Here is a 26,380-nt window from a genome sequence, read left to right as displayed (position 1 = left end):
GCCCGTGTCGGGCACCGGTATCGGCTCAAGGCCGCTGTGCGATCAGGCCGATTGCAGGCCGATCTGCCAGGCACGGTGCAATTCATCGTTGTACTGTTCGATGTCACCCATCCGCAGCAGCTCGCCAGCCTTGATGTTCCGCGCGGCGGTGGCGTGGGCTGTCAGGTACAACGGAGCGATATCGTCGGGGGCATCCGAACGCCCCAGCAGCACGGCCTGCACACCGGTCACGTCATGGTGGTGGCCACCCATTTTCAGCACGGTGCCTGCAGCGATATCGACCGTGGCGCGTCCGGCCAGAATGGTCGACTGGCTTGGTTTATCGGTGCCCGAAGCACGTTTGTGCAGCACGGCGTTGAGCAGGGTGATCGGCGTTTCCACGCCCATGAAGTGGTAGGGCAGGTACAGGCAGGCGTAACGTCCGTTGCGGCTCACCACGTGGCCTTTCTGCGCGAGCAATTCCCAGGTCGGTTTGTCGTGGGTGCGGATGATCACGAACACCCCCCCGGCAAAGCTGGCCTCGTCGGGCAGGCGCAGCACGTTGAACACCTCGATCACACCGCTGCGACCCAGCACACCACCGTCTTCACGCAGGGCATAGATGTCGGCCAATTCGCTGGTACGGGCAATCGGGTAGTGCAGCAGCTCCACATCCGGCACCAGACCGGTATTGGTAGCGACCACCGACATTTCGCAATAGTCGGCGGTAGCGGACGTCTTCAGGCCGTTCAGGGCGGCGCGACGCGCCTCCAGGGTAGCGGGAATGTCGTCGCCCAGGCGCAGCAATTCGCCCATGGCCGGCGCGGAAATGGTGGTATCAAGCTGGGTGATGCTGCCGTCCTGGGGGTTGAACACCAGATCGTATTCACTGGACTTGCCCGCTGCGACGATGTCCAGCTTGAGCACACGCGCCCAGCTGACCCAGCCGATCAGGTTGGCCGGCTGGTCACCCTCGGCGGTGGTGTAGACCACATCGTGTTGTGCGGCCAAGCGGGACAGCGCGATACCCGCAACCGAGTCCACTTCCTTGCTGACCATGGCGACGTGACGACCGTCCTCGATGGCGCGCCGGGCGACCTGGTAGCCAATCGCCGGGTTGCCGGTGGCTTCCACCAAAATGTCGTAGCGGGCTGCCTGCAGCAGGGCAACGTCGGCGACCAGCACAATGGCGTCGGCCGGGGCACTGGCAACCGCAGCGGCGTCGTTGCAGATGTGTAGCTGTTCTGCGGCAAAGCCCAGTTCGACGCACAACCCATGCAGGCCGGGCACGTCCAGGTCGCACAGAACGGCGGGGACCAGATTGGGCATCAGCCGGGTCTGGGCCAGCAAGGTGCGCGAGAAACCTCCCTTGGCGCCGGTAAGTGCGTAACGTACGGCCTGATCGGCTTGTGCAGCGAACAGCAATTCGAAATTCATGGTTCGTCCTCGGTGAAGGGAAAATCGGCAGCGACCACCGGATGAACAATATTTGTTATGGATTCGTAGCTCCCGAGTGACAGCACGATAGTGTGGATTTCACATTCAGGTCAATTTATTTAACATGGATTAACATCCATATCGCTTTCGATTGTAGTATTGGGACATTGAATCGCTCAGATGAACCAATAATTAACATGCACCGTGCCCGCCACGGTGACCTGTGCAGGAGATGCCACTCATGACCGCTGTCCATCGCCCACTGCTCGGCTGCATCGCCGACGACTTCACCGGCGCTACCGATCTCGCCAACATCCTGGTGCGCGGCGGCATGCGCACGGTGCAATCGATTGGCGTTCCAGATAGTGATCTGGCGGAATTCGCGGAGGCGGATGCCATCGTCATCGCCCTCAAATCCCGTACCACGCCGACGGCCAGCGCCGTTGCCGAATCGTTGCAGGCGCTGGCGTGGTTGCGCGAACGTGGCTGCCAGCAGTTCTTCTTCAAATACTGCTCGACGTTCGATTCGACTGCAGAGGGCAACATTGGCCCGGTCACCGAGGCACTCCTGGACGCCCTCGGTAGCGATTTCACGATCGCCTGTCCGGCGTTCCCGGAGACCGGCCGCACCTTGTTCCGGGGTCATCTGTTCGTTCAGGACAGCCTGCTCAGTGAATGCGGCATGCAGCATCACCCGCTCACACCGATGAAAGATGCCAACCTGGTCCGCGTGCTGGACGAGCAAACCACCGGTGCGGTGGGTCTGTTGCGCTATGACGTGGTCGGGCAGGGCGCCTCTGCGGTCGTCAAGCGTATGGACGAACTGCGCGCCGAAGGCGTGAGTGTGGCCATTGCCGACGCCGTAAGTGACGAGGATCTGCAGGCCCTGGGACGTGCCTGCGCGAACCTTGCCTTGATCACCGGCGGCTCGGGGGTGGCCCAGGGCCTCCCGGAGAACTTCCGCCGGCAGGGTCTGCTGCGCACGGGCGACGCCGCTGCCATGCCCATTATCGAAGGCCGCGCCGTGGTCTTGGCAGGCAGTACCTCCAAGGCCACCAATGGCCAGGTCGCCGCCTGGCTGGAAGCAGATCGCCCGGCCTTTCGCATCGATCCGCTGGCAATCGCTCGTGGCGAGCCGGTCGTGGCCCAGGCCGTGGCCTTCGCCGATCGCGACGAAGCGGTGCTGATCTACGCGACCAGTAGCCCCGAGCAGGTGGCCGCCGTGCAGCGAGAGCTGGGGGCGGAGCAGGCTGGCGCCATGATCGAGGAGGCGCTGGGTCAGGTCGCGGCACAGTTGCAGGACAAAGGCTGGCGCCGCTTCGTCATTGCAGGTGGCGAAACGTCGGGCGCGGTGGTGCAGGCGCTGCAGGTCAAAGGCTTGCGTATCGGCCGTCAGATCGATCCTGGCGTGCCGGCCACCGTGGCCTTCGGCGGCACCACTGCGCTTGCGCTGACGCTCAAGTCGGGCAACTTTGGCAGCGTGGACTTTTTTGCCAAGGCCTTGGCCTGCCTGGCGGGAGATTTTTCGTGAGAAACGAACACGCCTTGCGCGAAGAAATCTGCGAAGTGGGTCTGAGCCTGTTCCAGCGTGGTTATACCGTCGGCAGTGCCGGCAACATCAGTGCGCGCCTCGACGACGGTTGGCTGATCACCCCAACCGATGCCTGTCTGGGACGGTTGCAGCCACACGCAATCGCCAAGGTCACCACGGCGGGGGAATGGGTCAGTGGCGACAAGCCATCCAAGACCCTGGCCCTGCATCGCCAGGTGTACGACCGTAACCCAGAAGTGAACGGCGTGGTCCACACCCATTCCACGCATCTGGTGGCCCTGACTTTGGCTGGGGTGTGGAGCGCCCAAGACATTCTGCCGCCGCTCACGCCTTATCAGGTGATGAAGGTGGGGCACATCCCGTTGATCCAGTACCAGCGTCCGGGCTCGCCCGACGTCGCCACACAAGTCGCGGAACTGGCCGCTCAGGTGAGGGGGGTCATGCTCGAACGGTTGGGCCCGGTGATGTGGGAAAGCTCTGTGTCCAAGGCCAGTCATGCACTGGAAGAACTGGAGGAAACCGCACGGCTGTGGCTTATGACTCAGCCCCGACCTGCACCCTTGAGCGACGCGGCCATCGAAGAACTCAAGGCGGTGTTCGGTTGCGTTTGGTGAGTCATTGACCTTACTTGTGGAAAGGCCTTTGTTGGGCTTTACTGGTACCAGCGTCCAACAAAATCACAAGAGACGATGCCGATGAGCAACTCCCTGAAAACCCGCAAAAACGATAGCCATGTCGACGCCTGGGCCATAGGCTTCATGATCGTGGTGGTCATGGCGACAGCGGTGTACTGGTTCAGCCGAGGCTGACCCAGTACGGCAAGCTGAGTCTGCCTCAGTTGTCATAACCCAGATTGGGCGCCAACCAGCGCTCGCTGACGGCCAGATCCTGCTGCTTGCGCGCCGTGTAGCTCTGCACCTGGTCGCGATCGATCTTGCCCACGGCAAAGTATTGCGCCTGAGGGTGAGCGAAATACCAGCCGCTGACCGCCGCCGCCGGGAACATCGCATAGTGCTCGGTGAGCGTCACGCCGCTCTGCCCGTTGTGATCGAGCAGGTCGAACAGCGTGCCTTTCTCGGTGTGGTCCGGGCAGGCCGGGTAGCCGGGGGCAGGGCGGATGCCCTTGTACTGTTCCTTGATCAGCGCCTCGTTGTCCAAGGTCTCCTCGGGGTCATAACCCCAATGCTCCTTGCGCACCTGCTGGTGCAGCCACTCGGCGCAGGCCTCGGCCAGCCGGTCAGCCAGTGCCTTGACCATGATCGAGTTGTAGTCGTCGCCGTTGTCCTGATAGGCCTTGGCCACCTCTTCGGCACCGATGCCTGCCGTGGTGATGAAGCCGCCCACGTAGTCCGTCACGCCGCTGTCCTTGGGTGCCACGAAGTCGGCCAGGGAGAAGTTCGGCTTGCCATCGGTCTTGATGATCTGCTGACGCAGGTGATGCAGACGCGCCAATGGCTGGCCGTCGTCGCCGTACACCTCGATGTCGTCATCCTCGACCTGATTGGCCGGCCAGAAGCCGAACACCGCACGGGCACGGATCAGCTTCTCGTCGATCAGCTTGCGCAGCATCGCCTTGGCATCCTCGAACAAAGCCGTGGCTGCTTCACCCACGACCTCGTCGGTGAGAATGCGCGGGTACTTGCCGGCCAGGTCCCAGGAGATGAAGAACGGCGTCCAGTCGATGTACTCGGCCAAGACATTGAGGTCGATATCGTCCAGCACCTTGGCGCCGGTGAAGGTCGGCTGCACCGGGTTGTAGCTGCTCCAGTCGAAGCTGGCCTTGGCCGCCACGGCCTGGGCGTAGCTCAGACGTTCGGTGCGTGCGCTGCGGTTGGCGGTACGTTCGCGAACGTCGATGTACTCCAGGCGGGTCTTCTCGACGAATGCGGGCTTGAGCTCCTTGGACAGCAACTGGGTGGCAACCCCCACCGCGCGTGAGGCGTCGGTAACGTAGATCACTGCGTCGTTGCTGTACTTGGGTTCGATCTTGACGGCAGTGTGCGCCTTGGACGTGGTCGCGCCGCCGATCATCAAGGGCAGGTGGAAATCCTGGCGCTGCATTTCCCGGGCGACGTGGACCATCTCGTCCAGGGAAGGGGTGATCAGGCCGGACAGGCCGATGATGTCGCACTTCTGCTCGCGGGCGACCTGAAGAATCTTGTCGGCCGGCACCATCACACCCAGGTCGACGATGTCGTAGCCGTTGCAGCCCAGCACCACGCCGACGATGTTCTTGCCGATGTCGTGCACGTCGCCTTTCACCGTCGCCATCAGGATCTTGCCCTTGGCTTCAGGCTTGTCGCCTTTTTCCAGCTCGATGAACGGAATCAGGTGGGCCACGGCCTGCTTCATCACCCTCGCCGACTTGACCACCTGGGGCAGGAACATCTTGCCCGAGCCGAACAGGTCGCCAACGATGTTCATGCCCGACATCAGCGGGCCTTCGATGACCTCGATCGGGCGCTTGAACGACTGCCGCGACTCCTCGGTGTCTTCGACGATGTGGGTGGTGATGCCCTTGACCAGCGCATGCTCCAGGCGCTGGTTGACCGGCCAGCCGCGCCATTCCTCGGTTTCGGCTTCCTTGACGCTGCCGTCGCCCTTGAACTTGTCGGCGATGGCGAGCAGGGCGTCGGTGCCTTCGGGCGTACGGTTGAGGACCACATCCTCGACACGCTCGCGCAGCTCGGTGGGGATCTGGTCATAGATCTCCAATTGGCCGGCGTTGACGATACCCATGGTCAGACCGTTGCGGATGGCATGCAGCAGAAACACGGAGTGAATCGCCTCACGCACCGGGTTGTTGCCACGGAACGAGAACGACACGTTGGACACGCCGCCGCTGGTCAACGCATACGGCAGCTCATCGCGGATGTAGGCGCAGGCATTGATGAAATCGACGGCATAGTTGTTGTGCTCCTCGATGCCGGTGGCCACGGCGAAGATGTTCGGGTCGAAGATGATGTCTTCCGGCGGAAAGCCGACCAGATCCACCAGGATGTCGTAGGAGCGCTTGCAGATCTCTTTCTTGCGCGCTTCGGTATCGGCCTGGCCGGCCTCGTCGAAGGCCATCACCACCACCGCAGCGCCGTAGCGCTTGCACAGCTTGGCGTGATGAATGAACGCGTCGACGCCTTCCTTCATGCTGATCGAGTTGACGATGCCCTTGCCCTGGATGCACTTGAGCCCGGCTTCGATCACTTCCCATTTGGAGGAGTCGATCATGATCGGCACCCGGGAGATGTCCGGCTCGCCCGCGATCAGGTTGAGGAAGGTGACCATAGCCTTCTGCGAGTCGAGCATGCCCTCGTCCATGTTTATGTCGATCACCTGAGCGCCGGCTTCCACCTGCTGCAGGGCGACTTCAAGGGCCTCGGTGTAGTTCTCCTCGCGGATCAACCGGGCGAAGCGCGCCGAACCGGTGATGTTGGTGCGCTCGCCGACGTTGACGAACAACGACTGGCGATCAATGGTGAACGGCTCCAGGCCCGACAGGCGGCAAGCCTTGGGGATCTCCGGAATGGCCCGCGGCGGGTAGCCGGCCACGGCGTTGGCGATGGCTTCGATATGCCCGGGCGTGGTGCCGCAGCAGCCGCCGACGATATTAAGGAAGCCGCTCTGGGCGAATTCTTCGATGATCTTCGCGGTTTCCGACGGCAGTTCGTCGTATTCACCGAAGGCATTGGGCAAGCCAGCGTTGGGGTGGGCGGACACATGCGTGCCGGCCTTGTTCGATAACTCTTCCAGGTACGGACGCAGCTCGCTGGCGCCCAGCGCGCAGTTCAGGCCGACCGAAATGGGCTTGGCATGGCTCACCGAGTTCCAGAAAGCTTCGGTGGTCTGCCCGGACAAGGTCCGGCCCGAGGCATCGGTGATGGTCCCAGAGATCATGATCGGCAGCTCGAAGCCCAGCTCTTCGTAGACGCCCTGCACGGCGAAGATCGCTGCCTTGGCGTTGAGCGTGTCGAAGATGGTCTCGATCAGGATCAGGTCGGCGCCGCCCTCGATCAGGCCCTTGGTGGCTTCGGTGTAGTTCTCCACCAGCTCGTCGAAGGTGACGTTGCGGTAGCCGGGGTTATTGACGTCCGGGGACAGCGAGCAGGTGCGGCTGGTCGGGCCCAGCACGCCGGCCACGAAGCGTGGCTTGTCCGGTGTTTCCAGGGTCTTGGCATCGGCGACCTGGCGCGCCACCCGCGCACCTTCGACGTTCAGCTCGTACACCAGCGATTCCATGCCGTAGTCGGCCTGGGATACCTGGGTGGCGTTGAAGGTGTTGGTTTCCAGAATGTCCGCGCCGGCGTCCAGATAGGCCTTCTCGATGGCGGCGATCACGTCCGGACGGCTGAGCAGCAGCAGATCGTTGTTGCCCTTCACATCGCTAGGCCAATCGGCAAAGCGCTCACCGCGGTAATCCTCTTCCTCGAGCTTGTAGCTCTGGATCATCGTGCCCATGCCGCCGTCGAGAATCAGGATGCGCTCTTTGAGGGCTTGCTGGAGAGCTTGAAGGCGAGCACTGCGGTCGGACATGGGAACCACTCTTTCAGAAAATTCGGACACTGTGACAGGGTGCGGATAATAGCAAACCTGTGCGCTATTTGATCACGAAGGGCATGTCCATGAATTTCGCTCATGTTGATAACCTGCTGTTTATCTGAAGCACCGGCTATTTATCGACCGTGAGACAGCAGTGCATCACCCCAGGCATCGACGAAATGCGCGACCTTTTCCGGATTTTTGCAGTCCCACCCCCCGGAATGCCCCGAAAAGGGGCGCGAATTCTCGTTTCAAAAGGCGGTACGCATGCTGATTTCGCTTCAAGCTCTACGGGCCCTGGCCGCCTGGATCGTGGTCTGTCATCACTTCATGCAGATCTTTTTCGACTTCCACGCCTCAGGCCCCATCGGTCAGTTCTTCACTGACCGGGGTGCGGTGGGCGTCGACATCTTCTTCGTCATCAGTGGGCTGGTGATCTACCTCTCGACCCAGGACAAGCAGATGCCCGCAGGGCGCTTCCTGCTCAACCGCATCATTCGCATCGTCCCGGCCTACTGGCTGTACACCGCGCTGATGGGGTTGATGCTGGTCAGTTTGGGGCAATGGCTGCCGCACGCCGCCATCGACCTGCCGCACTTCATCCTGTCGCTGCTGTTCATCCCCTCGGAAAACCCTGGCGGCTACGGCCTCTATCCGACGCTGAACGTAGGCTGGACGCTCAACTACGAGATGTTCTTCTACCTGTTGTTCTCCCTGGTGTTCACCGTGCCGCAGCGCTACCGGCCGTTGATCGTTGCAGCCGCCCTTGTGGCGGTCAGCGAAGTGCTAGGGCGCTATGGGGTTGTCAGCCGCTTCTATCAGAACAACATCATCTATGAGTTCCTGCTCGGCATCGGTATCGGCATGCTCTATCGCCGCGGTTGGATCGCCCAGGGCCTGTGGCTGCCGCTGGCGGTGATCATCCTGTCCGCGCTGCTGATCTATCACCTGGATTCCAGCGACCGTCTGCTGCACTGGGGCCTGCCCAGCGCGTTGATCGTGCTGGCCTGCGTGGCCATGGAGCCGCACTTCCGTGGCAGCCGCATCCTCAAGGCGTTGGGCGACTGCTCCTACTCGGTGTATCTGGTGCACGTGCTGGTGCTCTACGGCGGCTGGCTGGCCAGCGTGCGCTGGCACCTGAACCCATATTGGGTGTTCGCGTTCTGCGTGCCGACCATCGCTCTGGTGTCGTGGGCCAGTTACGTGTGGATCGAAAAACGCCTGTATCGCCGGGTCAAGCATTGGACCGACGCACGTCTGGATTCGAATGCGATGGCGCGTATCAACTGATTCCCGACCAAAACAGTCAGGCTTTGTCAGCGTCGCCGGATTCGCGTAAACTCCTGGCAAGTCTGTGAGGAACCACTATGAGCGCTATAACGATTACCGACGCTGCGCACGATTACCTGGCCGATCTGCTGAGCAAGCAGAACACCCCCGGTATCGGCATACGCGTGTTCATCACCCAGCCAGGCACCCAGTACGCAGAGACGTGCATTGCCTACTGCAAGCCGGGTGAAGAGAAGCCGGAAGACACCGCCCTGGGCCTGAAGAGCTTCACCGCCTGGATCGACGCGGTGAGCGAAGCCTTTCTCGACGACGCCGTGGTCGACTACGCCACCGACCGCATGGGTGGGCAGCTGACCATCAAGGCACCCAACGCCAAGGTGCCGATGGTCAACGCCGACAGCCCCGTCAACGAGCGCATCAACTACTACCTGCAAACCGAGATCAATCCCGGCCTGGCCAGCCATGGCGGCCAGGTCAGCCTGATCGACGTGGTCGAGGACGGCATCGCCGTGCTGCAGTTCGGTGGTGGTTGCCAGGGTTGCGGGCAGGCTGACGTGACCCTGAAGGACGGTATCGAGCGCACCTTGCTCGAACGCATCCCTGAGCTCAAGGGCGTGCGCGATGTGACCGACCACACTCAGAAAGAAAACGCCTACTACTGATCGGCGTGGCTCCAGCACCGACTCGCTGCTTCCGTGCAGCGTCGGTGCCGGGCCTCACTGGCCGAAGCGCTGCGCATACCCCTGGGGACTGACCCCGAGCACTTTCTGAAAGCTGCGGCGCAGGTTCTCTGCATGCCCGTAGCCGCACAACCGCGCCACACTTTGCACCGACAACTGCCCACCCTGAATCATGGCCCTGGCCGCTTCCAGGCGCACCCGCTCGATGTGTCGCGCCGGCGTGATGTTCAATTCTGCGAGGAACACGCGATACAGCGTGCGTGGCGTCATGTTGGCCTTCTGCGCCAACGCTTCAAGGGACAGGTCGGCGCTGAGGTTGTGCGCGATCCATTCCAGCAGCTCGGTCAGCCTCGACGTCGGCCCGTTGATGCGTGCCAGGTGCGGGCTGAACTGCGTCTGTCCGCCCGAGCGCTTGAGGAACAGCACCAGGCGGCGCGCCACAGCCAGCGCCAGTGGCCGGCCCAGATCGGCTTCGATCAAGGCCAGTGCCAAGTCGATGCCGGCCGTGACGCCGGCCGAAGTGAAGATGTGGCTGTGGCCATCCTTGTCCGACGGATCATAGGTGTGTAGCCGATCGCCCCGAACCTGTACGTTGGCGAAGGTCTGCAACGCCTCGACATCGTCCCAGTGGGTGGTGGCGATCAAACCGTCCAGCAGCCCGGCGCTGGCAAGCATCAATGCGCCCGAACACACCGAGCCCAAACGCCGTACCCGAGGCGCCGCCGCGCGCAGCCAGGCGAGCAGGGCGGTATTGGCGCATTGCTCGGCATCGCTGCTGCCGCCGGGCAGCAATACTGTATCCAAGGTGGAGCAGTCCACTGACAGCCAGCTGGCATCGGCGTGCAGTTTGAGCCCGGCCGAGGTCGCGACGGGTCCTGGGGTTTCGCCCAGCAGTTGCAGGTCATAGAAGGGCGCCAGCCCCTGGCGCGTCAGCTCGACGTTGGCCGAGGCGAACACCTGCATCGGGCCGGTCACATCCAGGCTCATCACGCCGGGGTAGACCAGGCAAGCGATCACTTTCATGGAAACGACCTCGCAGCGTGGTGATTCACGAACGGTACAGGTGAGCATGACCGGCGCGGTACAGCGCGGAGTCGGCGAAGCTATCCGTTTGCAGCACATGGCCCACGAGTATGAGCGCGCTGCGACGAAAGTCCTTGGTCGCGACCTTGTCCTGGATATCGGCCAGGGTGCCCAGCACGAAATCCTGATCCGGCCAGCTGGCCTTGTGGATCACCGCGACCGGGCACCCAGCGCCATAGCTGGGCAACAGCTCTGCGACAATCCTGCCCAGATTCTTTACCCCCAGATGAATGGCCAGTGTAGCGCCATGGTGGGCCAGGCTGGCCAGGCTTTCTCCTGGCGGCATGGGCGACTTGTCGCCGTAACGAGTCAGGATCACCGTTTGCGAAACGTCGGGCAGTGTCAGTTCCACCCCCAGCAACGCTGCACAGGCCGCGGTCGCGGTAACGCCCGGAATGATCTGGTAGTCGATGCCATGCTCGCGCAGGCAACGGATCTGCTCGCCGATGGCGCCGTACAGTCCGGGATCGCCACTGTGCACTCGCGCCACATCCTCGCCACGGGCGTGGGCCTGGCGCATGATCTCGACGATCTGTTGCAGGTGCAGCTCGGCGCTGTTGTGCACCTGATGCGCAGTGTGCCCTTCGAGCACGGCTTCGGGCACCAGCGAACCGGCGAAGATGATCACCGGGCATTGGCGGATCAGACGCTGACCCTTGACGGTGATCAGTTCCGGATCACCCGGTCCGGCGCCGATGAAGTAAACGGTCATGGGTATTCCTGACGGGCGGAGGGGTGAATGATATTCAAGTTGGGCGCTGCGCGCAGCCGCAGTGACGTTCCGTGCAGGCGATGGCCAGGGTTGCCACCGCCGAATGCCGTCGGCTGACGCGCAGTATCGAGGTGCACTGTGTGCAGCGCTCGGCCATGGCCAGCGCGGCACTTTCCGCCACGCCCAGGCAGCCGGTGGCGGCGAACGAGCGCGCGGAATGATGGCTGAGGCGATCTTGATAAGGCGCCAGGGTCTCGGCGCCATAGGTGGCGAACGGCAAGCCGAGCCTTTCGGCCAGCGCCACCAGCCCCGGTTCATGCGCCTTCACATCGACGCTGGCGATGCCACGCACGTCAGCCCAGGGCAGTTCGTGTTCGAGCAGGGTTTGCTCCAGCAGATCGTGCAACGCTTGCGCGCTGCACCCTGCACGACAGCCGAACCCTACCCACAGCGCTGTCATCGGCTTCAGCGACCGGCTCGGCGGAACAACCAGGCGCTGATCAGCCCCAAGGCCAGCCAGAACACGGCGTTGGTCACCAGCGAAGCGATAATGAACTGCTGCTCCAGAGCCTGCGGTGCCAGGCTCGAATGATGCTCTGGCTGGGGCGCGCCAATCAGGTGCGGTACCAACACGATGGCCAGTCCCAGGGCTTTGAGCAACGTGCCACGGCCGAACACCAGCAATGCCAGACCTGCCGCAGTGGAGGCCGCGGTGCCGATCCACCAGGTTTGGCGCAGCACCAAGTCCGCTGCCTGGGTGCCGGGAAGCTCTGGCGGTAGCCCCAGGTTCGGCGCCAGACAGAACACGGCGAATCCGCCCAGTCCCCACAACAGACCCTGAGCAGTGCGGCCAGGGGCGCGCAGCGTATACAATGCCACCAGCATCAGCGCGAACCCCACGGCCACCACCAGATTGCCTCCGGCGGTCGACAGCGCGCGCTGCCAGCCGTCTTCCGGCTCCCAGGCCTCGGCGTGTTCGTGCCCGGCGGTGGAAACCTCGTCATGCGAGTGCTGGGCTGAGGTGGTTTCATAGGTTTCGCCCTGAAGAATCAGCGGCGAAACCCACACGCTCTGCAGCAAGGTCAGCAGCAGGGCGGCCAACAATCCGCTGAAACCAGCGGTACGGGCGATGTGCCTGATCATCTCGACGCTCCTCAATGGCACGGAAAGGCGGCGCTGTGCCGGGTATCGTGAGCGGCGTTGTGCACCGCCTCGATGTGCGAGAAGCCGGCGAAGCCCACCAGGCAGCAGCCCAGCAGGAAGGTGCCGACCGCCAGGGCGATGCGCTGGGCCAGGGTGCCGGCGGACGGCAGGGCGTGTTCGGGGGTGGAGGCGGTGGTAGACATGGCGTTCCCTCATGTGGTCCCCACGGCGGTGGTCCACGGTAAGTGGCACCATCGATCGGGTACGCGCACGAAGAAAGCCTGGCGCGGGCGCGCCATGCTCGCAACAGCGCCCGCCCACCGCAGGGTTGTCGATCAACGATTGTCTGGGCCGGTCTCCGGGCTTGCGAGGGGCGGCATGAAGCCCACCTTGAAAGCATCGCCTTCCCATGCCCGCAGGGGCACAGTGGATCTGACACTTCTCTCGCTTACCGTTGCGGGGGCAGCACCGGACTTGTGCCAATCCCTCCTGGAGGCTGGCACGCACCGGTTTCCCGTTTCACCCTGTGAAGGGCACCCAAACGATGGCGCCTAGCAAATCATGTCGCCGCAGCATCGTCAATGCGCCGCGCGCTGTAGAATGCGCCCGCGGTCCGCGCTTTCTCCCTACGAAATGGAGTTCCCCATGCCCGAAGAAGGCAACATGCTACAAGCTGCCGTGGTGTTCCTGCTGGCTGCGGTGATCGCCGTGCCACTGGCCAAGCGCCTGCAACTGGGCGCGGTGCTCGGCTACCTGTTCGCCGGTGTGGTCATAGGCCCGCAGGTGCTGGGCTGGGTGGGCGATCCCCAAAGCGTCAGCCACATCTCCGAACTGGGCGTGGTGCTGCTGCTGTTCATCATTGGCCTGGAACTGTCGCCCAAACGCCTGTGGGTCATGCGCAAGGCGGTGTTCGGCGTCGGTCTGGCCCAGGTGCTGTTGACCGCGGTGGTCATTGGCGCCGTGGCATTGCTGGCCTTCGGGCAGCCGTTGAACAGCGCCGTGGTCCTGGGCCTGGGGCTGGCGCTGTCATCCACGGCGTTCGGGTTGCAGAGCCTGGCCGAACGCAAGGAACTGAACAGTCCCCATGGCCGCCTGGCGTTCGCCATTCTGCTGTTCCAGGACATTGCCGCGATCCCACTGATCGCCATGGTGCCATTGCTGGCCGGAGGAGGCGGCGATGCCGGCGAGGGCAGTACCCTGGATCACAGCCTGCGGGTGCTCGGCAGCATCGCCGTGGTGGTGATCGGCGGACGCTATCTGTTGCGGCCGGTGTTTCGCATCGTCGCCCGCACCGGTCTGCAGGAGGTGTCCACCGCCACGGCCTTGCTGGTGGTGATCGGTACCGCCTGGCTGATGGAACTGGCCGGTGTTTCCATGGCCCTGGGAGCGTTTCTCGCCGGCTTGCTGCTGGCCGACTCGGAATACCGGCACGAACTGGAATCGCAGATCGAGCCCTTCAAGGGGCTGCTGCTGGGCCTGTTCTTCATCAGCGTTGGCATGGGCGCCAATTTGGGGTTGCTGCTCGAAAGCCCGGCCCTGGTGCTGGGCCTCACAGTCCTGCTGATCGGGATCAAGCTGCCGCTGCTGATGCTGATCGGGCGTCTGGCCGGTGGTCTGGGTCGGCTCAGCGCGGTGCGCCTGGGCATCGTGCTGGCCGCTGGTGGCGAATTCGCCTTCGTGGTGTTCAAGATCGGCCGCGAGCAGGGGCTGTTCGATGCGCGCCTGTACGACACGCTGCTGCTGACCATCACCCTGTCCATGGCGCTCACGCCCTTGCTGTTGCTGCTGTGCGCACGGCTGCTGCGGACCAAGACGCCGCCAGTGGAAGTACCCGAGGAATACCGCGAGATCGACAGTGACGCGCCCCGCGTGGTGATCGCCGGCATGGGTCGGATGGGGCAAATCGTGGCGCGTATCCTGCGTGCACAGAAGATCAGTTTCGTGGCCCTGGACACCTCGGTGGAATCCATCGAGTTCTCGCGCAGCTTTGGCCACCTGCCGGTATTCTACGGCGACCCGCTGCGCCCCGAGATCCTGCGCGCGGCCAAGGTGGAGCAGGCCGAGTATTTCGTCATCGCCACCGACGATCCGGAAATCAACATCAAGACCGCCGAACTGGTCCACCGCCTGTACCCGCACGTGCAGATCATCGCCCGCGCGCGTAACCGCCAGCATGTGCACCGGCTGGTCGACCACGGCGCGCAGGCGGTTCGCGAAACCTATTACTCGAGCCTGGAGATCACCCGGCGAACGTTGGTGGGGCTGGGGCTGAGCCAATCCCAGGCCGATGCGCGGATCAACCGCTTCAAACGTCACGATGAACAGGTGCTGCAGGCCCAGCACGCGATCTACGACGATGAGGCCAAGGTCATGCAGACCGCCCAGGAAGCGCGCGCCGAGCTGGCGCGGTTGTTCGAGTCCGATCGCCAGGAAGAAAAAGCGGCAGCGAAGGATGTTCCGCGCCGCTGACGCTCAGCGTTGAAAAGCCGCCGGTGAACCTCAGACCGGCGGCTGGCGAACCACGTCGCTCGGGCCTTCTTCGTTGGCCGGGTGCAGGGTGCGCGTCGACATCTCGGCGCGCAGCTGCGGCAGGCATTCGGGGTAGCGGTTGTTGACGAAGGTGATCAGGCGCTCGCGCACATAGCAGCGTGCATCCCAGTTGCGCGACGAATCCACCGAGCTCAACAGAATACGCAGCTGCATCGCCTTGTCGCTGGTGTCGGTGACCTGCAACACCTCGACGCGACCGTCCCACAGGTGCGGGATTTCCTCGCACAGGCGCCGGGTTTCGGCGCGCAGCGCTTCCAGCGGCACCGAGTAGTCCACCCAGAGAAACACCGAGCCGATGATGCTCGACGTGCTGCGAGTCCAGTTCTGGAAGGGCTTTTCGATGAAGTATTGCAGCGGCACCACCATGCGCCGTTCGTCCCAGATTTTCACCACCACATAGGTGCCGGTAATTTCCTCGATGCGCCCCCATTCGCCCTCGACGATGACCACGTCATCGATGCGGATCGGCTGGGAAATGGCGATCTGCAAGCCGGCGATCAGGTTGCCCAGCACCGGCTTGGCGGCAAAACCGGCGGCCAGGCCCGCGAGGCCTGCGGACGCCAGGAGGCTGGTGCCGATCTGCCGCACGGCCGGGAAGGTCATCAGGATCAAGGCAATGCCGAAGATCAGCACCAGCACGTTCAGACACTGCACCAGCACCCGCACCTGGGTCTGGATCCGCCGCGCCGCCAGGTTGTCCTCGATGTCCAGCGGATGCTTGATGGTCATGGTGGTGGCCACAGCCTTGACGCAACGCAGGCCCAACCAGGTCAGGCAGGCGGTCACCAGCATGCCGTTGAGGTGGCGCACGGTGTTGATCATCAGCAGGTCGTCGGGCGCCGAGGTCCAGACCGCCTGCAGGCTCATCAGCGGCATCAGCCACAACGTTGGCTGCTCGGCCCGCAGGATGAGCTGCCGGGCCAGGACGAACGACTTCGATACGCGGCGCAGGATGATCAGGCCGACCCAGCGGATCAGCAGAACGACGCATACCGCCAGTACCGCGGCAATCAGCGTGCTCAGCCAGGGCAGCGGCACGCGGGCGAGCAAGGAGTCGGGAAGGGCGTATTCCATGGGTCGAAGGCTCGCGTGTGGCATGAACTGGAGTCGACCGGCAGATGCCGCTACGGTTCCCCGTCACCCGCAGCCGATCAGTCTGCCAAGCGGGTTTCACGTGATGGCGAGTGGCCGAAATAGCCGCTGTAGCACTTGCTGAAATGGCTGACCGAAACGAACCCACAGGCGATCGCCACCTCCATGATCGACAGCTGTGAATGCTGCAGCAGTCGTCGTGCTTCGGTGACCCGCAGTTCCATGTAGTAGCGATGGGGGGAAGTGCCGAGCTGGTCCTGAAACAATCGGTCGATCTGGCGCCGCGAGCGGCCGACGAACTCGGCCAGCTGGTCGAGCGACAGCGGTTCCTCCAGATTGCTCTCCATCAGGTCGATGATATTGCGCAGCGGCTGGCTGAGCTTGCCATTGGCCTGCGCGCCGCTGCGGCGAAAGCGCAGCCCTTCGAAGGCGAGGATATGCTCGACGCCGTCGGCCAGCGTGTCGCCGCGCTGGGCACGGATCAGCGCCATCATCATGCTGAAGCCGCCATTGGGGCTGGCGGCGGTGAAGCGGTCACGGTCGATGACCTGGCTGGCCGGAGTGACGGTGATCTGCGGGCTGACTTCGGCCAGGGAGGCGCGGTTCTCCGGGTGCACCGCGCAGCGATAGCCATCGAGCAGGCCCGCCTGACCCAGGAACCAGGCACCGTTCCACAGACCGCCCAGGGCGATGCCGCGTCGAGCACAGTCGCCAAGCACGCGATTGAGCAACACGGAGGCGCGCAGGGGTGTGCGGAAGCCCCCACAGATGATCAACAGGTCCAGTTCGTCATGCACGCCGGGCATCAACGGCGCATCCGGCTGCAGCAGGATACCCAGGTCACTGATGACCTGCCCGGGCGCCAAGCCGTACGAGCGAATGGCATAGGCGCCCGAGCTGATCAGGTTGGCCGTGACCAGGGTGTCGAGGCTGGCGGTGAAGGCCGCCAGGGAGAAATGCTCCAGCAACACGAACCCCACACGCAGGCTGGCCTGGGTGCCGTCGCGCAGGCGCTCGTTGGCCGAAGCCAGGTACAGCAGGTTCTTGCTTTGCCCGGCGCCGCTGAAGATCCGTTGGGTCATTGACACCTGCTCCCTGAATGGCCATCGATCGCTGCGGATATTACCGTAGTGCTGCGCCCGCGGGTCTGCGAGACTGATGGCCCTTTTGCCGTGGAGTAAACTGCGATGCCTTATCTGCGACACGCCCACTGCCTGCTGTTGTGCTGGCTGATCGGCGCACCGGCCTGGGCCGACGACAGCGTGATCGTCTGGCCGGCCGACTGGGATGTGCAGATCCTGCCTGATGCGTCCGACGCCCAGGGCCAGCCCAGCGGCAGCCGCCAGCGCGCGACCAAGACCGACGCCAATGGCGACCCCTTGATGATTGTGGAAATGACCCGTGGCGCCCTGGCCCAGGACCATGCCGTGAACCTGGAAGCGGTATTGCTGGAGATGCGCAAGGCGATCCAGATCAACTTTTCTCGCTCCGGCTACCAGAGCGTGTGCACCAAGGTTAAATCGACGACGCTGGGCAACCTGCCCGCAGCGCAGACCACCTGCAAGGTCACCCGCAACGGCACCCTGGCCATCACGCAGACCCTGGTTGCGGCGGTGCAGCCCGGCATGGCCTATGGCTTCAGTTATGCCGGCTCGGCCGTGGGTTATCCGCAGCTGGAAGCCGAGGTGATGGGGATTCGTCAGGGTCTACGCTTCGCCAAGTCCGAATAAGCGCACGAGCTGACGCCTGTATCGCACACAGGCATCCGGGGTGGTATATCTCCAAAAGACATATAAAAAGCATTATTTATTCTTTTTAAATATTCGGCCGAAGGTGCAATCTCTAGCTCACGCACTGCGGTGCGACCGAATTTCTAACGAGGATGACTGCATGACCATCAAAGCGATCAACGTACGCAACCAGTTCAAAGGCACCGTGAAGGAAATCATCGAAGGTCCGGTGGTCTCGGAAATCGACGTGCAGACGCCAGCCGGTATCGTGACGTCGGTCATTACCACCCGCTCGGTGCACGAGCTGGAATTGCAGATCGGCAGCGAAGTCATCGCCTTCGTGAAATCCACCGAAGTGTCCATCGCCAAACTGTAACAATTCCCCCGCATACTGATCCGGTCCCCACGTTTGACCACGTGGTGTCTTGTCACGTTTGAAGCCGAAAGAATCTTGAGGGTCGTGCTCTTGCAGGGGAGCACGGCCCTTTTTTTATTCGCCGCAGGTTTCAAGCGCCGCAGGTGACTCACCCCAGCGGCGTCGGCGCCAGAGTGCCGAGCAGGGCGACAGCCGCCACCGCGCCCAGGCCGCAGGCCCATTCAAGGGTGACCGTGCGCTTTAACGATTGCACGTCCAGCGGACCACGAGCCAGTTGCCGGCGGTGCCACACAGCCAGGCCGAGCATGGCCAGCACCAACGCCAGCTTGACGGCCAGGACCGTGGCGAACCCGGACGCACCTGGCACCGGCAGGAAGGAGCCGGTCAACGCCCGGGTGTTGATCAGCCCGGTCACCAGCAACCCCGCCACCAGCACACACCCCACGCCACTGAAGCGACCCAGCACCACGCGCAGATCCTGATCGCCGGGGCGTGCAAGCACGAACATCAACAGCATCAGGCCGCCCAGCCACGCGCCGACACATAGCAGGTGGATCAACTGGTTGATCACCAGCCAGGTGCCCGCCGAGCCTTCGAACATCGCGGCATGACCGACCGGTGCCAGCGTTGCCAAAGCCAACGCGCTCAGGGGGCGGGCCACCACCTGAAGTTTTGGATGAGGAAGGCGCAGGCACACCAGGACAGCCACACAGGCGAACAGGTGCAGGGTCCAGACCTTGCCGAAAAAGGTTTCACCCAGGACCCGGCGCATCAGCGCCATGTCCAGCGAACCGCCCATCTCGAAGGCCACGGCGAACAGCCAGGCGACACCGCTGATCAGCGCGAGTGCTGCCAGCAGGCACACCAAGGGATCGATCAGGTTGCGCAGCCGACCCTTTTGGCCGGGCTGATCGAGCAGCAGCGGGCGGAACATGCAGGCGCCGAACACCAGCATCAGGCTGGTGAAATGCAGAAAGCGCAGAACGATCAACACACTCATGCTCAAGGACTCACGGTGAAGCGGTACTCGCCGGCGCTTTTGTGCGTGTCCACCGACACCACCTGCCAGTGCACCGTGTACTGCCCCGCCGCCAAAGGCGCGGCAGGCTTGACCACCAGGGTCTTGCGATCGTCGACGGCGCTGGCCAAGGGTTGCAAGGCGACCGGTTCACCGCCCGCGGCCGTCAGCGTGACCTTACTGAAGCCCACTTCGATGGCTTCGGAAAAACCCAGGCTCACTTGCGCCGGCGCAGCGACGGAGGCATCGGCGGCGGGCACCGGATGGGTCAGATGGGCATGGGCCATGGCCAGGGGGGAAACAAGCACGAGGAGGGCGGCGCTGAGCAACTTGCGGGCAGACATGGCGAGGGCCTTGAACAGTGAAAAGGCCGCCAATAAAGCATGATCCGCACCGTTGGGCAACGCCGCCCGGTTTCGACGTGCCAAGGCATGGCGAGGCGCCAGTCGGGCTGAACTCCCCAGGCCGGCTCCAGCCTAAGCTGCATGACTCACTGACCAGGAGGCCTTCATGGCCAGCAAGAAAGTAGCCGACATCGTGATCCAGACCTTGCAGGAAGCAGGTGTGCGCAACTGCTACGGCATCGTCGGCGACACGCTGAATCACGTGACCGATGCGATTTCGCGCAGCGAGATCGAATGGGTGCACGTCCGCCATGAAGAAGCCGCCGCATTTGCCGCTGGCGCCGAGTCGTTCATCAGCGGTCGCCTGACGGCCTGCGCCGGATCGTGCGGACCAGGCGGTTTGCACTTTATCAACGGCATCTTCGAAGCCCAGCGCAACCACGCGCCGATGGTGCTGATCGCCAGCCAGATCGTGACCAGCGAACTGGGCATGGATTTTCCCCAGGAAGTTGACTTCAAGGCCATCTACGGCAGTTGCACGGTGTTCTGCGAGCAGGTGTACACCCCGGAGCAGGCACGCCGCGTGACCACCCTGGCTGCGCAGACCGCGCTCAATGAAGGCGGTGTGGCGGTGATCATCCTGCCGTCGGACATCAGCTCGGCCGAGGTGAAGAACGATCGTCCGTTCAGCGTCCATCAGCCGCGTCCGGTGTTGCAACCCAGCCTGGATGAGCTGAACGACATCGTCGACATGCTGGGCAAGGGCAAGAAGATCGCCATCTATGCCGGCTTTGGCTGCGAAGGTGCCCACGACGAACTGATCGAGCTGGCCCAGCGCTTGAAAGCGCCCATCGCGCATACCTCGCGTGCCAAGGACTTCGTCGAGTACGACAATCCCTACAACATGGGCATGACGGGCGTGTTCGGGGTCGAGTCCGGCTACCACGCCATGATGGAGTGCGACACCTTGCTGTTGCTGGGTGCGGACTTCGCCTGGGGCCAGTTCTATCCGCAGAATGCCAAGATCATTCAGGTGGATCGCAAGGGCGCCCATCTGGGACGTCGTCATCCCATCGATCTGGGCGTGGTCGGTGACGTATTGCCCACCCTGAAGGCACTGCTGCCCTTGCTGGCTGAGCGCACCGAGCACAGCTTTCTGGAAGACTGCCTGAAAGTGCGTCAGAAGACCCTCAAGACCCTGGCCCACGATCAGCGTCATACCGACGGGCATCTGATCCATCCGCAGTACCTGACCCATCTGCTGGACAAGCATGCCAGCGAAGATGCGCTGTTCACCGCGGACGGCGGTTCGCCCATGGTCTGGGTGCTGCGCCATATCAACACCAACGGCCAACGTCGCACGCTCACCAGTCTGCGCCACGGCACCATGGCCAATGCCATGCCACAGGCGCTGGGCCTGCAGAAGGCCTACCCGCAGCGCCAGGTCATATCACTGTCCGGCGACGGAGGCCTGGCGATGCTGCTGGGCGACCTGCTCACGGCAGTGCAGGAGAAGTTGCCGATCAAGGTGGTGGTGTTCAACAACAGTTCGCTGAACTTCGTCCAGATCGAGCAAAAGGTCGAAGGCTTGCTGGACAACTTCACCGACCTGCACAATCCCGATTTCGCCAGGTTGGCCGAGGTGATGGGCTTCTACGGCGAACAGGTGTCGGACGGAGCAAGCCTGGAGCAGGCCGTGCAGCGATTCCTGAGCCACCCTGGCCCGGCGCTGCTGGACGTCAAGGTCAACCCGGAAGAACTGGTGATGCCGCCCAAGATCGAGCTTTCGCAAGTCTCGAACATGGCCCTGTATTCAGCCAAGGCCATGCTCAGCGGGCGCGCCGATGACGTGGCGCACATGCTGGTGGACAACTTCATCAAGTAAGCGCGGTGGCAAGCAGTGCAGACCAGGTCGTTGCGGCGAGCGCAGCGGCCTTTTTGTTCTCAGGCTATTTGTTTTCCTTGCTCTCCTTATGGATCAGGTACATCACATAGCCGAACGAGCCGAGCGTAGCGGTGATGATGGTCAACATGATCACACCGTCCATAACACACCTCCAGAACATGAAATTTCGTTCAGGTGACTATGGACGTTTCGAACAAGGTAAAACAGATCCAGAAGGCGCTGAAAAAACCGGATCAGATGGCGCGCTTTGCGTTCAGCAATTTGGCGAAGTGACTGATCGCCAGTTTGTAGCCGTGGGTGCCGAAACCGGCAATGACGCCGACCGCGACTTTCGAGACGAAGGAGTGGTGACGGAATTCTTCCCGGCGGTGGACGTTGGAGATGTGCACTTCCAGCACCGGTACTTCGCACGCGATCAACGCATCGTGAATGGCGATCGAGGTATGGGTCCACGCACCTGGGTTGATGACGATGCCGGCCACGCGCTGGCGGGCCTGATGGATCCAGTCGATCATTTGCCCTTCGTGGTTGGTCTGTCGACATTCGATGCTCAGACCCAATTCCTGGCCGCTCTGCACCGCCATGGCTTCTACATCGGCCAGGGTTTCGTGGCCGTACACGGCAGGCTCACGCAAGCCCAGCATGTTCAGGTTGGGGCCATTGAGTACGAGGATGATCTGGGACATGGGGATTCCTGGTCGGAGGTGATGGGGCCATGGGGCAGGGCGGCTGCAGCGTGGCATCGAGACCGGAAGAATACCCAAAAAAACGGTAAAAGGGATGGATGTGAAAACGGGTGGCCTGGGCGGATGCGGTGATACGCATCTTGGCCCAGCCACCCGCTTCGATCACGGCAACGCAGAAGGCTCGAACACGATGCGCTCGAGCCGCCGCAGAATCAGTTACCGCTGCTGCCACCCGCGCCGCTGCCTGCGCCCTTGCCGGAGCTGGCGCCGTTGCCAGTGCCACTGCCTACAGCACCGCTACCGCTGCTGTTGCCGGTGCCATTGCTGAAGGTGCCCGAGCCATTCGGGGTGCCGGAGGTGGTGGTGCCGCTGCTGCTGTTGGCGTCGTTGGTACGACCGCTGCCCATCTGGTTGCCCGTGCGGGTGTCAGTGCTGGTGGTTGGCGACGAAGGGCTGATTTCCTTGCCTGGAGGCACCGAACCGGCCAACGCGTACATACTGGTGGCAGACAGCAGGCCGACGAGGGCAAAGCGAGTAATCGTGCGAGTGACCATGGTATTTCTCCGTTATAGGAATCGGTACGCAGATTTGGGCAGCGAATGGCCATGATCGGTGCCGCAATTCCGACGAACGGTAGCACCCAGGATCCTTCTTGCCCCCCCTGCATGAACGCGTTGAAGCCGAAGCAGGCGTACGCCGTCGTAGTAGCAGCGGCGCGAGCCGCGTCGGCGGTGTGTGCGGTGTGCCTGAATGAACGCGGTGCGGCCGGACGCGGCTTGCGCCGCTGCTACGGGGATTGCGGGGCCTTGATGAATGCATGCGATCCGGGGGATCACCAGAAAGGCGCGGGGGCTTGGAGGGCGTCGTTGATGACGGCAATGGCTCGGTCGACATCGCCCTGCGTGCTATAGCGACCCAGACTCACCCGCAGGCTGCTCAGCGCCTGAGCCGGGCTCAAACCCAGTGCCAACAACACGTGAGACGCGGCGGCACTTGCCGAATTACAGGCCGAGGTCGAAGACACCGCGATACGTCCGGTCACCGCCTGCATGGAAAAGGTCGGGTTGTCGAAGCAGACGTTGAGCGTGTGGGGAATCCGCTGCTCGGCGCAGCCGTTGAGCGATACGCCTGGCAGCGCCAGCAATCCTTCGCGTAATCGTTGGGCCAGTGCCTGGATTTGCCGGTTATCGCTCTGCATTTGCGCGCTGGCCTGGGCAAATGCTGCGCCCATGCCCACAATCTGATGCGTCGGCAGCGTGCCTGAACGCAGGCCCTGTTCATGGCCACCCCCATGCATTTGTGCGCGCAGTACCGGGCGAGCGCGCGGCCCGACATAGAGGGCGCCGATCCCTTTGGGTCCATACAACTTGTGTGCGGACAGGGACAGCAGATCTATGCCGGCCTGAGCCAAGTCGATCTCGACCTTGCCAGCCGCCTGGGCGGCATCCACATGCAGCAGCGCGCCATGCGCCTGTACCCGGCGTGCGATCTCCAGAACGTCAGTCAGTGTGCCCAGCTCGTTATTCACCCACATCAGCGACACCAGACGCGTATTGGGTCGCAGTGCCGAGGCCACGGCCTGTGGTTGAATCAGCCCGCGTTCGTCGGGGCTGAGCCAGGTGACCTCGCAGCCGGCCGCCTGCTGCTCGCGCACGGTGTCGATGACCGCCTTGTGTTCCAGCACGCTGGTGATGATGTGATCGCCGGGACGGGTACAGCCCTTGATCGCCAGGTTGTTGGACTCGGTAGCGCCCGAAGTCCAGACGATGTCCTCGCCCGGAGCATTGATCAGTTCGCCCACTTGCCGCCGTGCCAGTTCAACGGCCTGGCGCGCTTGTTGGCCGTAGGCGTGGGCGCTGGAGGCGGGGTTGCCATAGACGGCGTCGCGCCCCATGCAGGCCAGCATGGCGCTGATGACATGATCGTCGATGGGCGTGGTGGCGGCGTAATCCAGGTATACGGGGAGGGTAGGCATAGCGTCTCGACCAGTGCTGATTTCGTACTGCTTATGCTAGCGATGGACGCGGTGAAAAAATTTGATATCTGTACGGATCATCCGGATTAATACGCAAAAATATTGCGCGGATGGGCGATATAAGAGAAAGATTTTCCGGCATACTTGTAGTCACCCGTACAGACCCACTCAGGCTCGCATTTTCATGGACAAGTTCGACATGGCCATCCTCGACATCCTGCAAGCAGACTGCACCCGTCCGCTGGCTGACATCGCCGAGCAGATCGGCCTGGGCGGCACCGCCTGCTGGCGTCGCATCCAGAAGCTCGAACAGCAGGGGGTCATCACCCAGCGCGTCGCGCTGCTCGATCCACGCGAGTTGAATGTCGCCGTAACGGTATTTGCCGAGCTACGTACGCAACGGCACAACGCGCAATGGCTGGAGGATTTTCACAGGGTCATCGAGGCACTGCCCGAAGTGGTGGAGTGCTATCGAATGGCGGGGGATACCGACTACATGCTGCGCATCGTGGTACCGGACATCGCCGGCTACGACGCGGTGTACAAACGGTTGATTCAGGTGGAGGGCATTTCCGACATCAGCTCGACCTTCGCCATGGAGCGCATCAAGTCGACAACGGTGTTGCCGCTGCAATACGCCAAGCGCCCGTAGGTGCGGTCATCGGCCGCGAACCAGGTGCCCAAGCAAACGGCCCCAGCCTGGAGTTACCCAAGCCGGGGCCAAAAACTCACTTCTTGACCGAAGACTTGTCGATCATCTCGACGATGGTGCCGTTGGGAATGTTCACGCGCACGTACTTGTCCTTGATCTCGACCCACTGCTCGTTCTCGTCGGGCTGCTTCAAGCCATGCTTGGCAGGATCGATCGCCAGTTCCTTGCGCTTGTAGGAGTCGGGCACTTTGTCGCCCTCTTTGATTTCATGATCACCGTTGCCTGGACGGTCCAAGGTGACGCTTTCTTCCTTGGCGCCGGTTTCGGCTGCGAAGGCAGGTACGCTCAAGGCGCAAAGGGCAGCGAGAGCAAGGCGAGGCAACAGCTTGGAAGTGGTCATAATGATTATCCTGGATGTTCGAATAGGGCGACGTGATACGCGCAAGCGTCAACGTCGACAGACTATTGACCGGCGCTGGTGACTTTGTTTCCGTCCATCTTTCAACAACCTGCCAAGAACTCATTCCTCACCTTTGCTTTTCAACAGTTGCGTGGCGGTGCTGTTGAGCAACGATCCGGCCTGGAAGTAGCCCATGACCGTCGCCACGCTGCGGTGCTCGGTCATCGCCATCACCTCACCCAGCGGCACACCCTGCCGGCCCGCTTCGGTCACGAAACCCGAGCGCAGGCTGTGGGCGGCCCAGTCCCCCTCCAGACCTGCAAGCTGAGCCCGGCGCTTGACGATACGCGCCACCTGGTCGCCGCCCAGGCCTTGGCTCGCCACCTTGTCGCCGCGGTACAGACGACGGAACAGCGGGCCCGTGGTCGCCGGCGCGGCAGCCAGCCACGCCGCCAACGCATGAGCCGCTGGCCCGCGCAGGGGCTTCTCTCGTCGCGTGCCGGCGGTGTCGGTCTTGGTGGCACCGAGGCTGTAGACCCAGGTGTCGGCATCCAAGCGCCGCACATCACCTACCTGTAGGCCGATCACTTCGGAGCGGCGTCGACCACCGCCACTCCAGGCCAACAGCAGCAGGGCGCGATCGCGGGTGCCGCGCAGGCCGTCGGTGCAGGTTGCCAGCATGGCCTGCAGCGGCTCCAGGGCCATGGCCGTTTTCTTGCGCACGGTCACGCCCTGGCGTGCTTGGGCTTTCTGCGCATTGCGCAACAGGGTCTTGAGCGATGGCGACTCGGTCGGATTGTCCCAGCCCTTCACCCGATGCCACTTGCCCAGCACCGCCAGACGATGCTGCACGGTGCTGTAGGCCAAGGCACCCAGCCGTGACTTGGCACCGGCCTCGACCAGTGCGGCGTCGATGGCGTTGGGCAGCAGGTGATTCCAGGTGCCGTCTTCCAGCGGCCGGGCCAGATGGTCCAGAACGAATTGAACCGCCACCGCCGCGGGCAGTGCAGCATCCCCCAGCACTTGGTCGTAACGCAGCTTCAGCCACGCAGACCAGTACGCCAGGGCACTGCGATAGCTGCGTACCGTATTCGCGGCGGTGCCCGCAGCAACAAAAGCCTGGGCCGCACGAGCGGTGCTTTCCGCCGGTGAATACAGGTCCAGAGGCTTTGCATCGACCACTAAAATGTCATTTGTATTATTCATTACGTTCAACGTATTATATTCTTAGTTTAAGATTTA

25 protein-coding genes and 1 riboswitch are annotated in these 26,380 nt (G+C 62.8%); of the genes, 9 read left to right on the top strand and 16 right to left on the bottom strand.

What is annotated here, in order from left to right; translation table 11 throughout:
* Nucleotides 1-42 precede the first annotated feature (42 nt).
* Nucleotides 43-1,416, bottom strand: coding sequence for a hypothetical protein (locus BLV18_RS10160; protein ID WP_090358241.1), 1,374 nt, complete (start codon nucleotides 1,414-1,416; stop codon nucleotides 43-45).
* A gap of 241 nt (nucleotides 1,417-1,657) precedes the next feature.
* Between BLV18_RS10160 and otnK the strand changes: the two genes are divergently transcribed.
* Together otnK and otnC are read left to right on the top strand one after the other, a co-directional pair.
* Nucleotides 1,658-2,947, top strand: coding sequence for a 3-oxo-tetronate kinase (gene otnK / locus BLV18_RS10155; protein ID WP_090358239.1), 1,290 nt, complete (start codon nucleotides 1,658-1,660; stop codon nucleotides 2,945-2,947).
* On the top strand, nucleotides 2,944-3,582 hold the full coding sequence (gene otnC, locus BLV18_RS10150; RefSeq protein WP_090358236.1) for a 3-oxo-tetronate 4-phosphate decarboxylase: 639 nt from the start codon (nucleotides 2,944-2,946) through the stop codon (nucleotides 3,580-3,582). Before otnK ends, otnC begins: the two co-directional genes overlap by 4 nt.
* Before the next feature lie 220 nt (nucleotides 3,583-3,802).
* On the opposite strand, the gene metH is transcribed toward otnC, so the two are convergent.
* Nucleotides 3,803-7,495: a methionine synthase gene (gene metH / locus BLV18_RS10145; protein ID WP_090358234.1), complete on the bottom strand. Its 3,693-nt coding sequence runs from the start codon at nucleotides 7,493-7,495 to the stop codon at nucleotides 3,803-3,805.
* A gap of 273 nt (nucleotides 7,496-7,768) precedes the next feature.
* On the opposite strand from metH, the gene BLV18_RS10140 reads away from it, so the two are divergent.
* Nucleotides 7,769-8,791: an acyltransferase family protein gene (locus tag BLV18_RS10140; RefSeq protein WP_090358232.1), complete on the top strand. Its 1,023-nt coding sequence runs from the start codon at nucleotides 7,769-7,771 to the stop codon at nucleotides 8,789-8,791.
* A gap of 77 nt (nucleotides 8,792-8,868) precedes the next feature.
* Complete coding sequence (gene nfuA, locus BLV18_RS10135) at nucleotides 8,869-9,453, top strand: Fe-S biogenesis protein NfuA (RefSeq protein ID WP_049859622.1); 585 nt, start codon at nucleotides 8,869-8,871, stop codon at nucleotides 9,451-9,453.
* 54 nt (nucleotides 9,454-9,507) lie between these two features.
* Here the strand turns inward: nfuA and BLV18_RS10130 are convergent, their stop codons facing one another.
* From BLV18_RS10130 to BLV18_RS10110, 5 genes are read right to left on the bottom strand one after another with little or no spacing between them, the layout of a single operon-like run.
* Nucleotides 9,508-10,494 carry a GlxA family transcriptional regulator gene (locus tag BLV18_RS10130; RefSeq protein ID WP_090358230.1) on the bottom strand — a complete coding sequence of 329 codons (987 nt, stop codon included), beginning with the start codon at nucleotides 10,492-10,494 and terminating at the stop codon, nucleotides 9,508-9,510.
* Between the two features lie 25 nt (nucleotides 10,495-10,519).
* Entirely contained in the window at nucleotides 10,520-11,266 is a 747-nt protein-coding gene (gene cobM, locus BLV18_RS10125; RefSeq protein WP_090358228.1) for a precorrin-4 C(11)-methyltransferase, read from the bottom strand.
* A gap of 34 nt (nucleotides 11,267-11,300) precedes the next feature.
* On the bottom strand, nucleotides 11,301-11,726 hold the full coding sequence (locus BLV18_RS10120; protein ID WP_090358226.1) for a cobalamin biosynthesis protein: 426 nt from the start codon (nucleotides 11,724-11,726) through the stop codon (nucleotides 11,301-11,303).
* A gap of 5 nt (nucleotides 11,727-11,731) precedes the next feature.
* Complete coding sequence (locus BLV18_RS10115; protein ID WP_090358224.1) at nucleotides 11,732-12,409, bottom strand: CbtA family protein; 678 nt, start codon at nucleotides 12,407-12,409, stop codon at nucleotides 11,732-11,734.
* 11 nt (nucleotides 12,410-12,420) lie between these two features.
* Nucleotides 12,421-12,612 (bottom strand): CbtB domain-containing protein, encoded by a 192-nt coding sequence (locus BLV18_RS10110; RefSeq protein ID WP_090358222.1) that lies wholly within the window; start codon nucleotides 12,610-12,612, stop codon nucleotides 12,421-12,423.
* 129 nt (nucleotides 12,613-12,741) lie between these two features.
* Nucleotides 12,742-12,965, bottom strand: a riboswitch (cobalamin riboswitch).
* An 89-nt stretch (nucleotides 12,966-13,054) separates the two neighbouring features.
* Here BLV18_RS10110 and BLV18_RS10105 point away from each other — a divergent pair.
* Nucleotides 13,055-14,878, top strand: a complete 1,824-nt coding sequence (locus tag BLV18_RS10105) for a monovalent cation:proton antiporter-2 (CPA2) family protein (RefSeq protein WP_090358220.1) — start codon at nucleotides 13,055-13,057, stop codon at nucleotides 14,876-14,878.
* 30 nt (nucleotides 14,879-14,908) lie between these two features.
* On the opposite strand, the gene BLV18_RS10100 is transcribed toward BLV18_RS10105, so the two are convergent.
* On the bottom strand, nucleotides 14,909-16,033 hold the full coding sequence (locus BLV18_RS10100) for a mechanosensitive ion channel family protein (protein ID WP_049859629.1): 1,125 nt from the start codon (nucleotides 16,031-16,033) through the stop codon (nucleotides 14,909-14,911).
* A 77-nt stretch (nucleotides 16,034-16,110) separates the two neighbouring features.
* Entirely contained in the window at nucleotides 16,111-17,133 is a 1,023-nt protein-coding gene (locus BLV18_RS10095) for a GlxA family transcriptional regulator (RefSeq protein ID WP_090358218.1), read from the bottom strand.
* A gap of 105 nt (nucleotides 17,134-17,238) precedes the next feature.
* Here BLV18_RS10095 and BLV18_RS10090 point away from each other — a divergent pair, with 105 nt between their 5' ends.
* Complete coding sequence (locus BLV18_RS10090) at nucleotides 17,239-17,781, top strand: DUF4946 domain-containing protein (protein ID WP_049859631.1); 543 nt, start codon at nucleotides 17,239-17,241, stop codon at nucleotides 17,779-17,781.
* Nucleotides 17,782-17,941: 160 nt separating this feature from the next.
* Nucleotides 17,942-18,157 (top strand): TOBE domain-containing protein, encoded by a 216-nt coding sequence (locus BLV18_RS10085; RefSeq protein ID WP_043189662.1) that lies wholly within the window; start codon nucleotides 17,942-17,944, stop codon nucleotides 18,155-18,157.
* 148 nt (nucleotides 18,158-18,305) lie between these two features.
* On the opposite strand, the gene copD is transcribed toward BLV18_RS10085, so the two are convergent.
* Together copD and copC are read right to left on the bottom strand one after the other, a co-directional pair.
* Complete coding sequence (gene copD / locus BLV18_RS10080) at nucleotides 18,306-19,157, bottom strand: copper homeostasis membrane protein CopD (protein WP_090358216.1); 852 nt, start codon at nucleotides 19,155-19,157, stop codon at nucleotides 18,306-18,308.
* Between the two features lie 2 nt (nucleotides 19,158-19,159).
* Nucleotides 19,160-19,519 (bottom strand): copper homeostasis periplasmic binding protein CopC, encoded by a 360-nt coding sequence (gene copC / locus BLV18_RS10075; protein ID WP_090362192.1) that lies wholly within the window; start codon nucleotides 19,517-19,519, stop codon nucleotides 19,160-19,162.
* Between the two features lie 166 nt (nucleotides 19,520-19,685).
* Between copC and BLV18_RS10070 the strand changes: the two genes are divergently transcribed.
* Nucleotides 19,686-21,404 carry a thiamine pyrophosphate-dependent enzyme gene (locus tag BLV18_RS10070; RefSeq protein WP_090358214.1) on the top strand — a complete coding sequence of 573 codons (1,719 nt, stop codon included), beginning with the start codon at nucleotides 19,686-19,688 and terminating at the stop codon, nucleotides 21,402-21,404.
* Between the two features lie 254 nt (nucleotides 21,405-21,658).
* Here the strand turns inward: BLV18_RS10070 and aroQ are convergent, their stop codons facing one another.
* The 3 genes from aroQ to BLV18_RS10055 all read right to left on the bottom strand — a co-directional run bounded on the left by aroQ (nucleotide 21,659) and on the right by BLV18_RS10055 (nucleotide 24,086).
* Complete coding sequence (aroQ, locus tag BLV18_RS10065; protein WP_090358212.1) at nucleotides 21,659-22,111, bottom strand: type II 3-dehydroquinate dehydratase; 453 nt, start codon at nucleotides 22,109-22,111, stop codon at nucleotides 21,659-21,661.
* Nucleotides 22,112-22,323: 212 nt separating this feature from the next.
* A complete protein-coding gene (locus tag BLV18_RS10060) occupies nucleotides 22,324-22,665 on the bottom strand; it encodes a hypothetical protein (RefSeq protein WP_049859635.1) in 342 nt (113 codons plus the stop codon).
* A 278-nt stretch (nucleotides 22,666-22,943) separates the two neighbouring features.
* Nucleotides 22,944-24,086 carry a cysteine desulfurase family protein gene (locus BLV18_RS10055; protein ID WP_090358209.1) on the bottom strand — a complete coding sequence of 381 codons (1,143 nt, stop codon included), beginning with the start codon at nucleotides 24,084-24,086 and terminating at the stop codon, nucleotides 22,944-22,946.
* A gap of 184 nt (nucleotides 24,087-24,270) precedes the next feature.
* On the opposite strand from BLV18_RS10055, the gene BLV18_RS10050 reads away from it, so the two are divergent.
* Nucleotides 24,271-24,738 carry an Lrp/AsnC family transcriptional regulator gene (locus BLV18_RS10050; RefSeq protein ID WP_090358207.1) on the top strand — a complete coding sequence of 156 codons (468 nt, stop codon included), beginning with the start codon at nucleotides 24,271-24,273 and terminating at the stop codon, nucleotides 24,736-24,738.
* A gap of 76 nt (nucleotides 24,739-24,814) precedes the next feature.
* Here BLV18_RS10050 and BLV18_RS10045 read toward each other — a convergent pair whose 3' ends face one another.
* Nucleotides 24,815-25,138 (bottom strand): RcnB family protein, encoded by a 324-nt coding sequence (locus tag BLV18_RS10045; RefSeq protein WP_056842668.1) that lies wholly within the window; start codon nucleotides 25,136-25,138, stop codon nucleotides 24,815-24,817.
* A gap of 120 nt (nucleotides 25,139-25,258) precedes the next feature.
* On the bottom strand, nucleotides 25,259-26,353 hold the full coding sequence (locus tag BLV18_RS10040) for a site-specific integrase (protein WP_090358205.1): 1,095 nt from the start codon (nucleotides 26,351-26,353) through the stop codon (nucleotides 25,259-25,261).
* Nucleotides 26,354-26,380 lie beyond the last annotated feature (27 nt).

Origin of the sequence: Pseudomonas coleopterorum (assembly GCF_900105555.1) — a bacterium.
Lineage (GTDB): Bacteria > Pseudomonadota > Gammaproteobacteria > Pseudomonadales > Pseudomonadaceae > Aquipseudomonas > Aquipseudomonas coleopterorum.
The sequence above is the reverse complement of the archived record's forward strand: the minus strand, read 5'-3'. Positions and strand labels throughout refer to the sequence as shown.

Excerpts from the sequence above, each read along its gene's own strand:
- BLV18_RS10160 (WP_090358241.1), bottom strand. The coding sequence starts at position 1,416 with ATGAATTTCGAATTGCTGTTCGCTGCACAAGCCGATCAGGCCGTACGT.
- otnK (WP_090358239.1), top strand. The coding sequence starts at position 1,658 with ATGACCGCTGTCCATCGCCCACTGCTCGGCTGCATCGCCGACGACTTC.
- metH (WP_090358234.1), bottom strand. The coding sequence starts at position 7,495 with ATGTCCGACCGCAGTGCTCGCCTTCAAGCTCTCCAGCAAGCCCTCAAA.
- BLV18_RS10140 (WP_090358232.1), top strand. The coding sequence starts at position 7,769 with ATGCTGATTTCGCTTCAAGCTCTACGGGCCCTGGCCGCCTGGATCGTG.
- nfuA (WP_049859622.1), top strand. The coding sequence starts at position 8,869 with ATGAGCGCTATAACGATTACCGACGCTGCGCACGATTACCTGGCCGAT.
- BLV18_RS10130 (WP_090358230.1), bottom strand. The coding sequence starts at position 10,494 with ATGAAAGTGATCGCTTGCCTGGTCTACCCCGGCGTGATGAGCCTGGAT.
- cobM (WP_090358228.1), bottom strand. The coding sequence starts at position 11,266 with ATGACCGTTTACTTCATCGGCGCCGGACCGGGTGATCCGGAACTGATC.
- BLV18_RS10120 (WP_090358226.1), bottom strand. The coding sequence starts at position 11,726 with ATGACAGCGCTGTGGGTAGGGTTCGGCTGTCGTGCAGGGTGCAGCGCG.
- BLV18_RS10115 (WP_090358224.1), bottom strand. The coding sequence starts at position 12,409 with ATGATCAGGCACATCGCCCGTACCGCTGGTTTCAGCGGATTGTTGGCC.
- BLV18_RS10110 (WP_090358222.1), bottom strand. The coding sequence starts at position 12,612 with ATGTCTACCACCGCCTCCACCCCCGAACACGCCCTGCCGTCCGCCGGC.
- BLV18_RS10105 (WP_090358220.1), top strand. The coding sequence starts at position 13,055 with ATGCCCGAAGAAGGCAACATGCTACAAGCTGCCGTGGTGTTCCTGCTG.
- BLV18_RS10100 (WP_049859629.1), bottom strand. The coding sequence starts at position 16,033 with ATGGAATACGCCCTTCCCGACTCCTTGCTCGCCCGCGTGCCGCTGCCC.
- BLV18_RS10095 (WP_090358218.1), bottom strand. The coding sequence starts at position 17,133 with ATGACCCAACGGATCTTCAGCGGCGCCGGGCAAAGCAAGAACCTGCTG.
- BLV18_RS10090 (WP_049859631.1), top strand. The coding sequence starts at position 17,239 with ATGCCTTATCTGCGACACGCCCACTGCCTGCTGTTGTGCTGGCTGATC.
- BLV18_RS10085 (WP_043189662.1), top strand. The coding sequence starts at position 17,942 with ATGACCATCAAAGCGATCAACGTACGCAACCAGTTCAAAGGCACCGTG.
- copD (WP_090358216.1), bottom strand. The coding sequence starts at position 19,157 with ATGAGTGTGTTGATCGTTCTGCGCTTTCTGCATTTCACCAGCCTGATG.
- copC (WP_090362192.1), bottom strand. The coding sequence starts at position 19,519 with ATGTCTGCCCGCAAGTTGCTCAGCGCCGCCCTCCTCGTGCTTGTTTCC.
- BLV18_RS10070 (WP_090358214.1), top strand. The coding sequence starts at position 19,686 with ATGGCCAGCAAGAAAGTAGCCGACATCGTGATCCAGACCTTGCAGGAA.
- aroQ (WP_090358212.1), bottom strand. The coding sequence starts at position 22,111 with ATGTCCCAGATCATCCTCGTACTCAATGGCCCCAACCTGAACATGCTG.
- BLV18_RS10060 (WP_049859635.1), bottom strand. The coding sequence starts at position 22,665 with ATGGTCACTCGCACGATTACTCGCTTTGCCCTCGTCGGCCTGCTGTCT.
- BLV18_RS10055 (WP_090358209.1), bottom strand. The coding sequence starts at position 24,086 with ATGCCTACCCTCCCCGTATACCTGGATTACGCCGCCACCACGCCCATC.
- BLV18_RS10050 (WP_090358207.1), top strand. The coding sequence starts at position 24,271 with ATGGACAAGTTCGACATGGCCATCCTCGACATCCTGCAAGCAGACTGC.
- BLV18_RS10045 (WP_056842668.1), bottom strand. The coding sequence starts at position 25,138 with ATGACCACTTCCAAGCTGTTGCCTCGCCTTGCTCTCGCTGCCCTTTGC.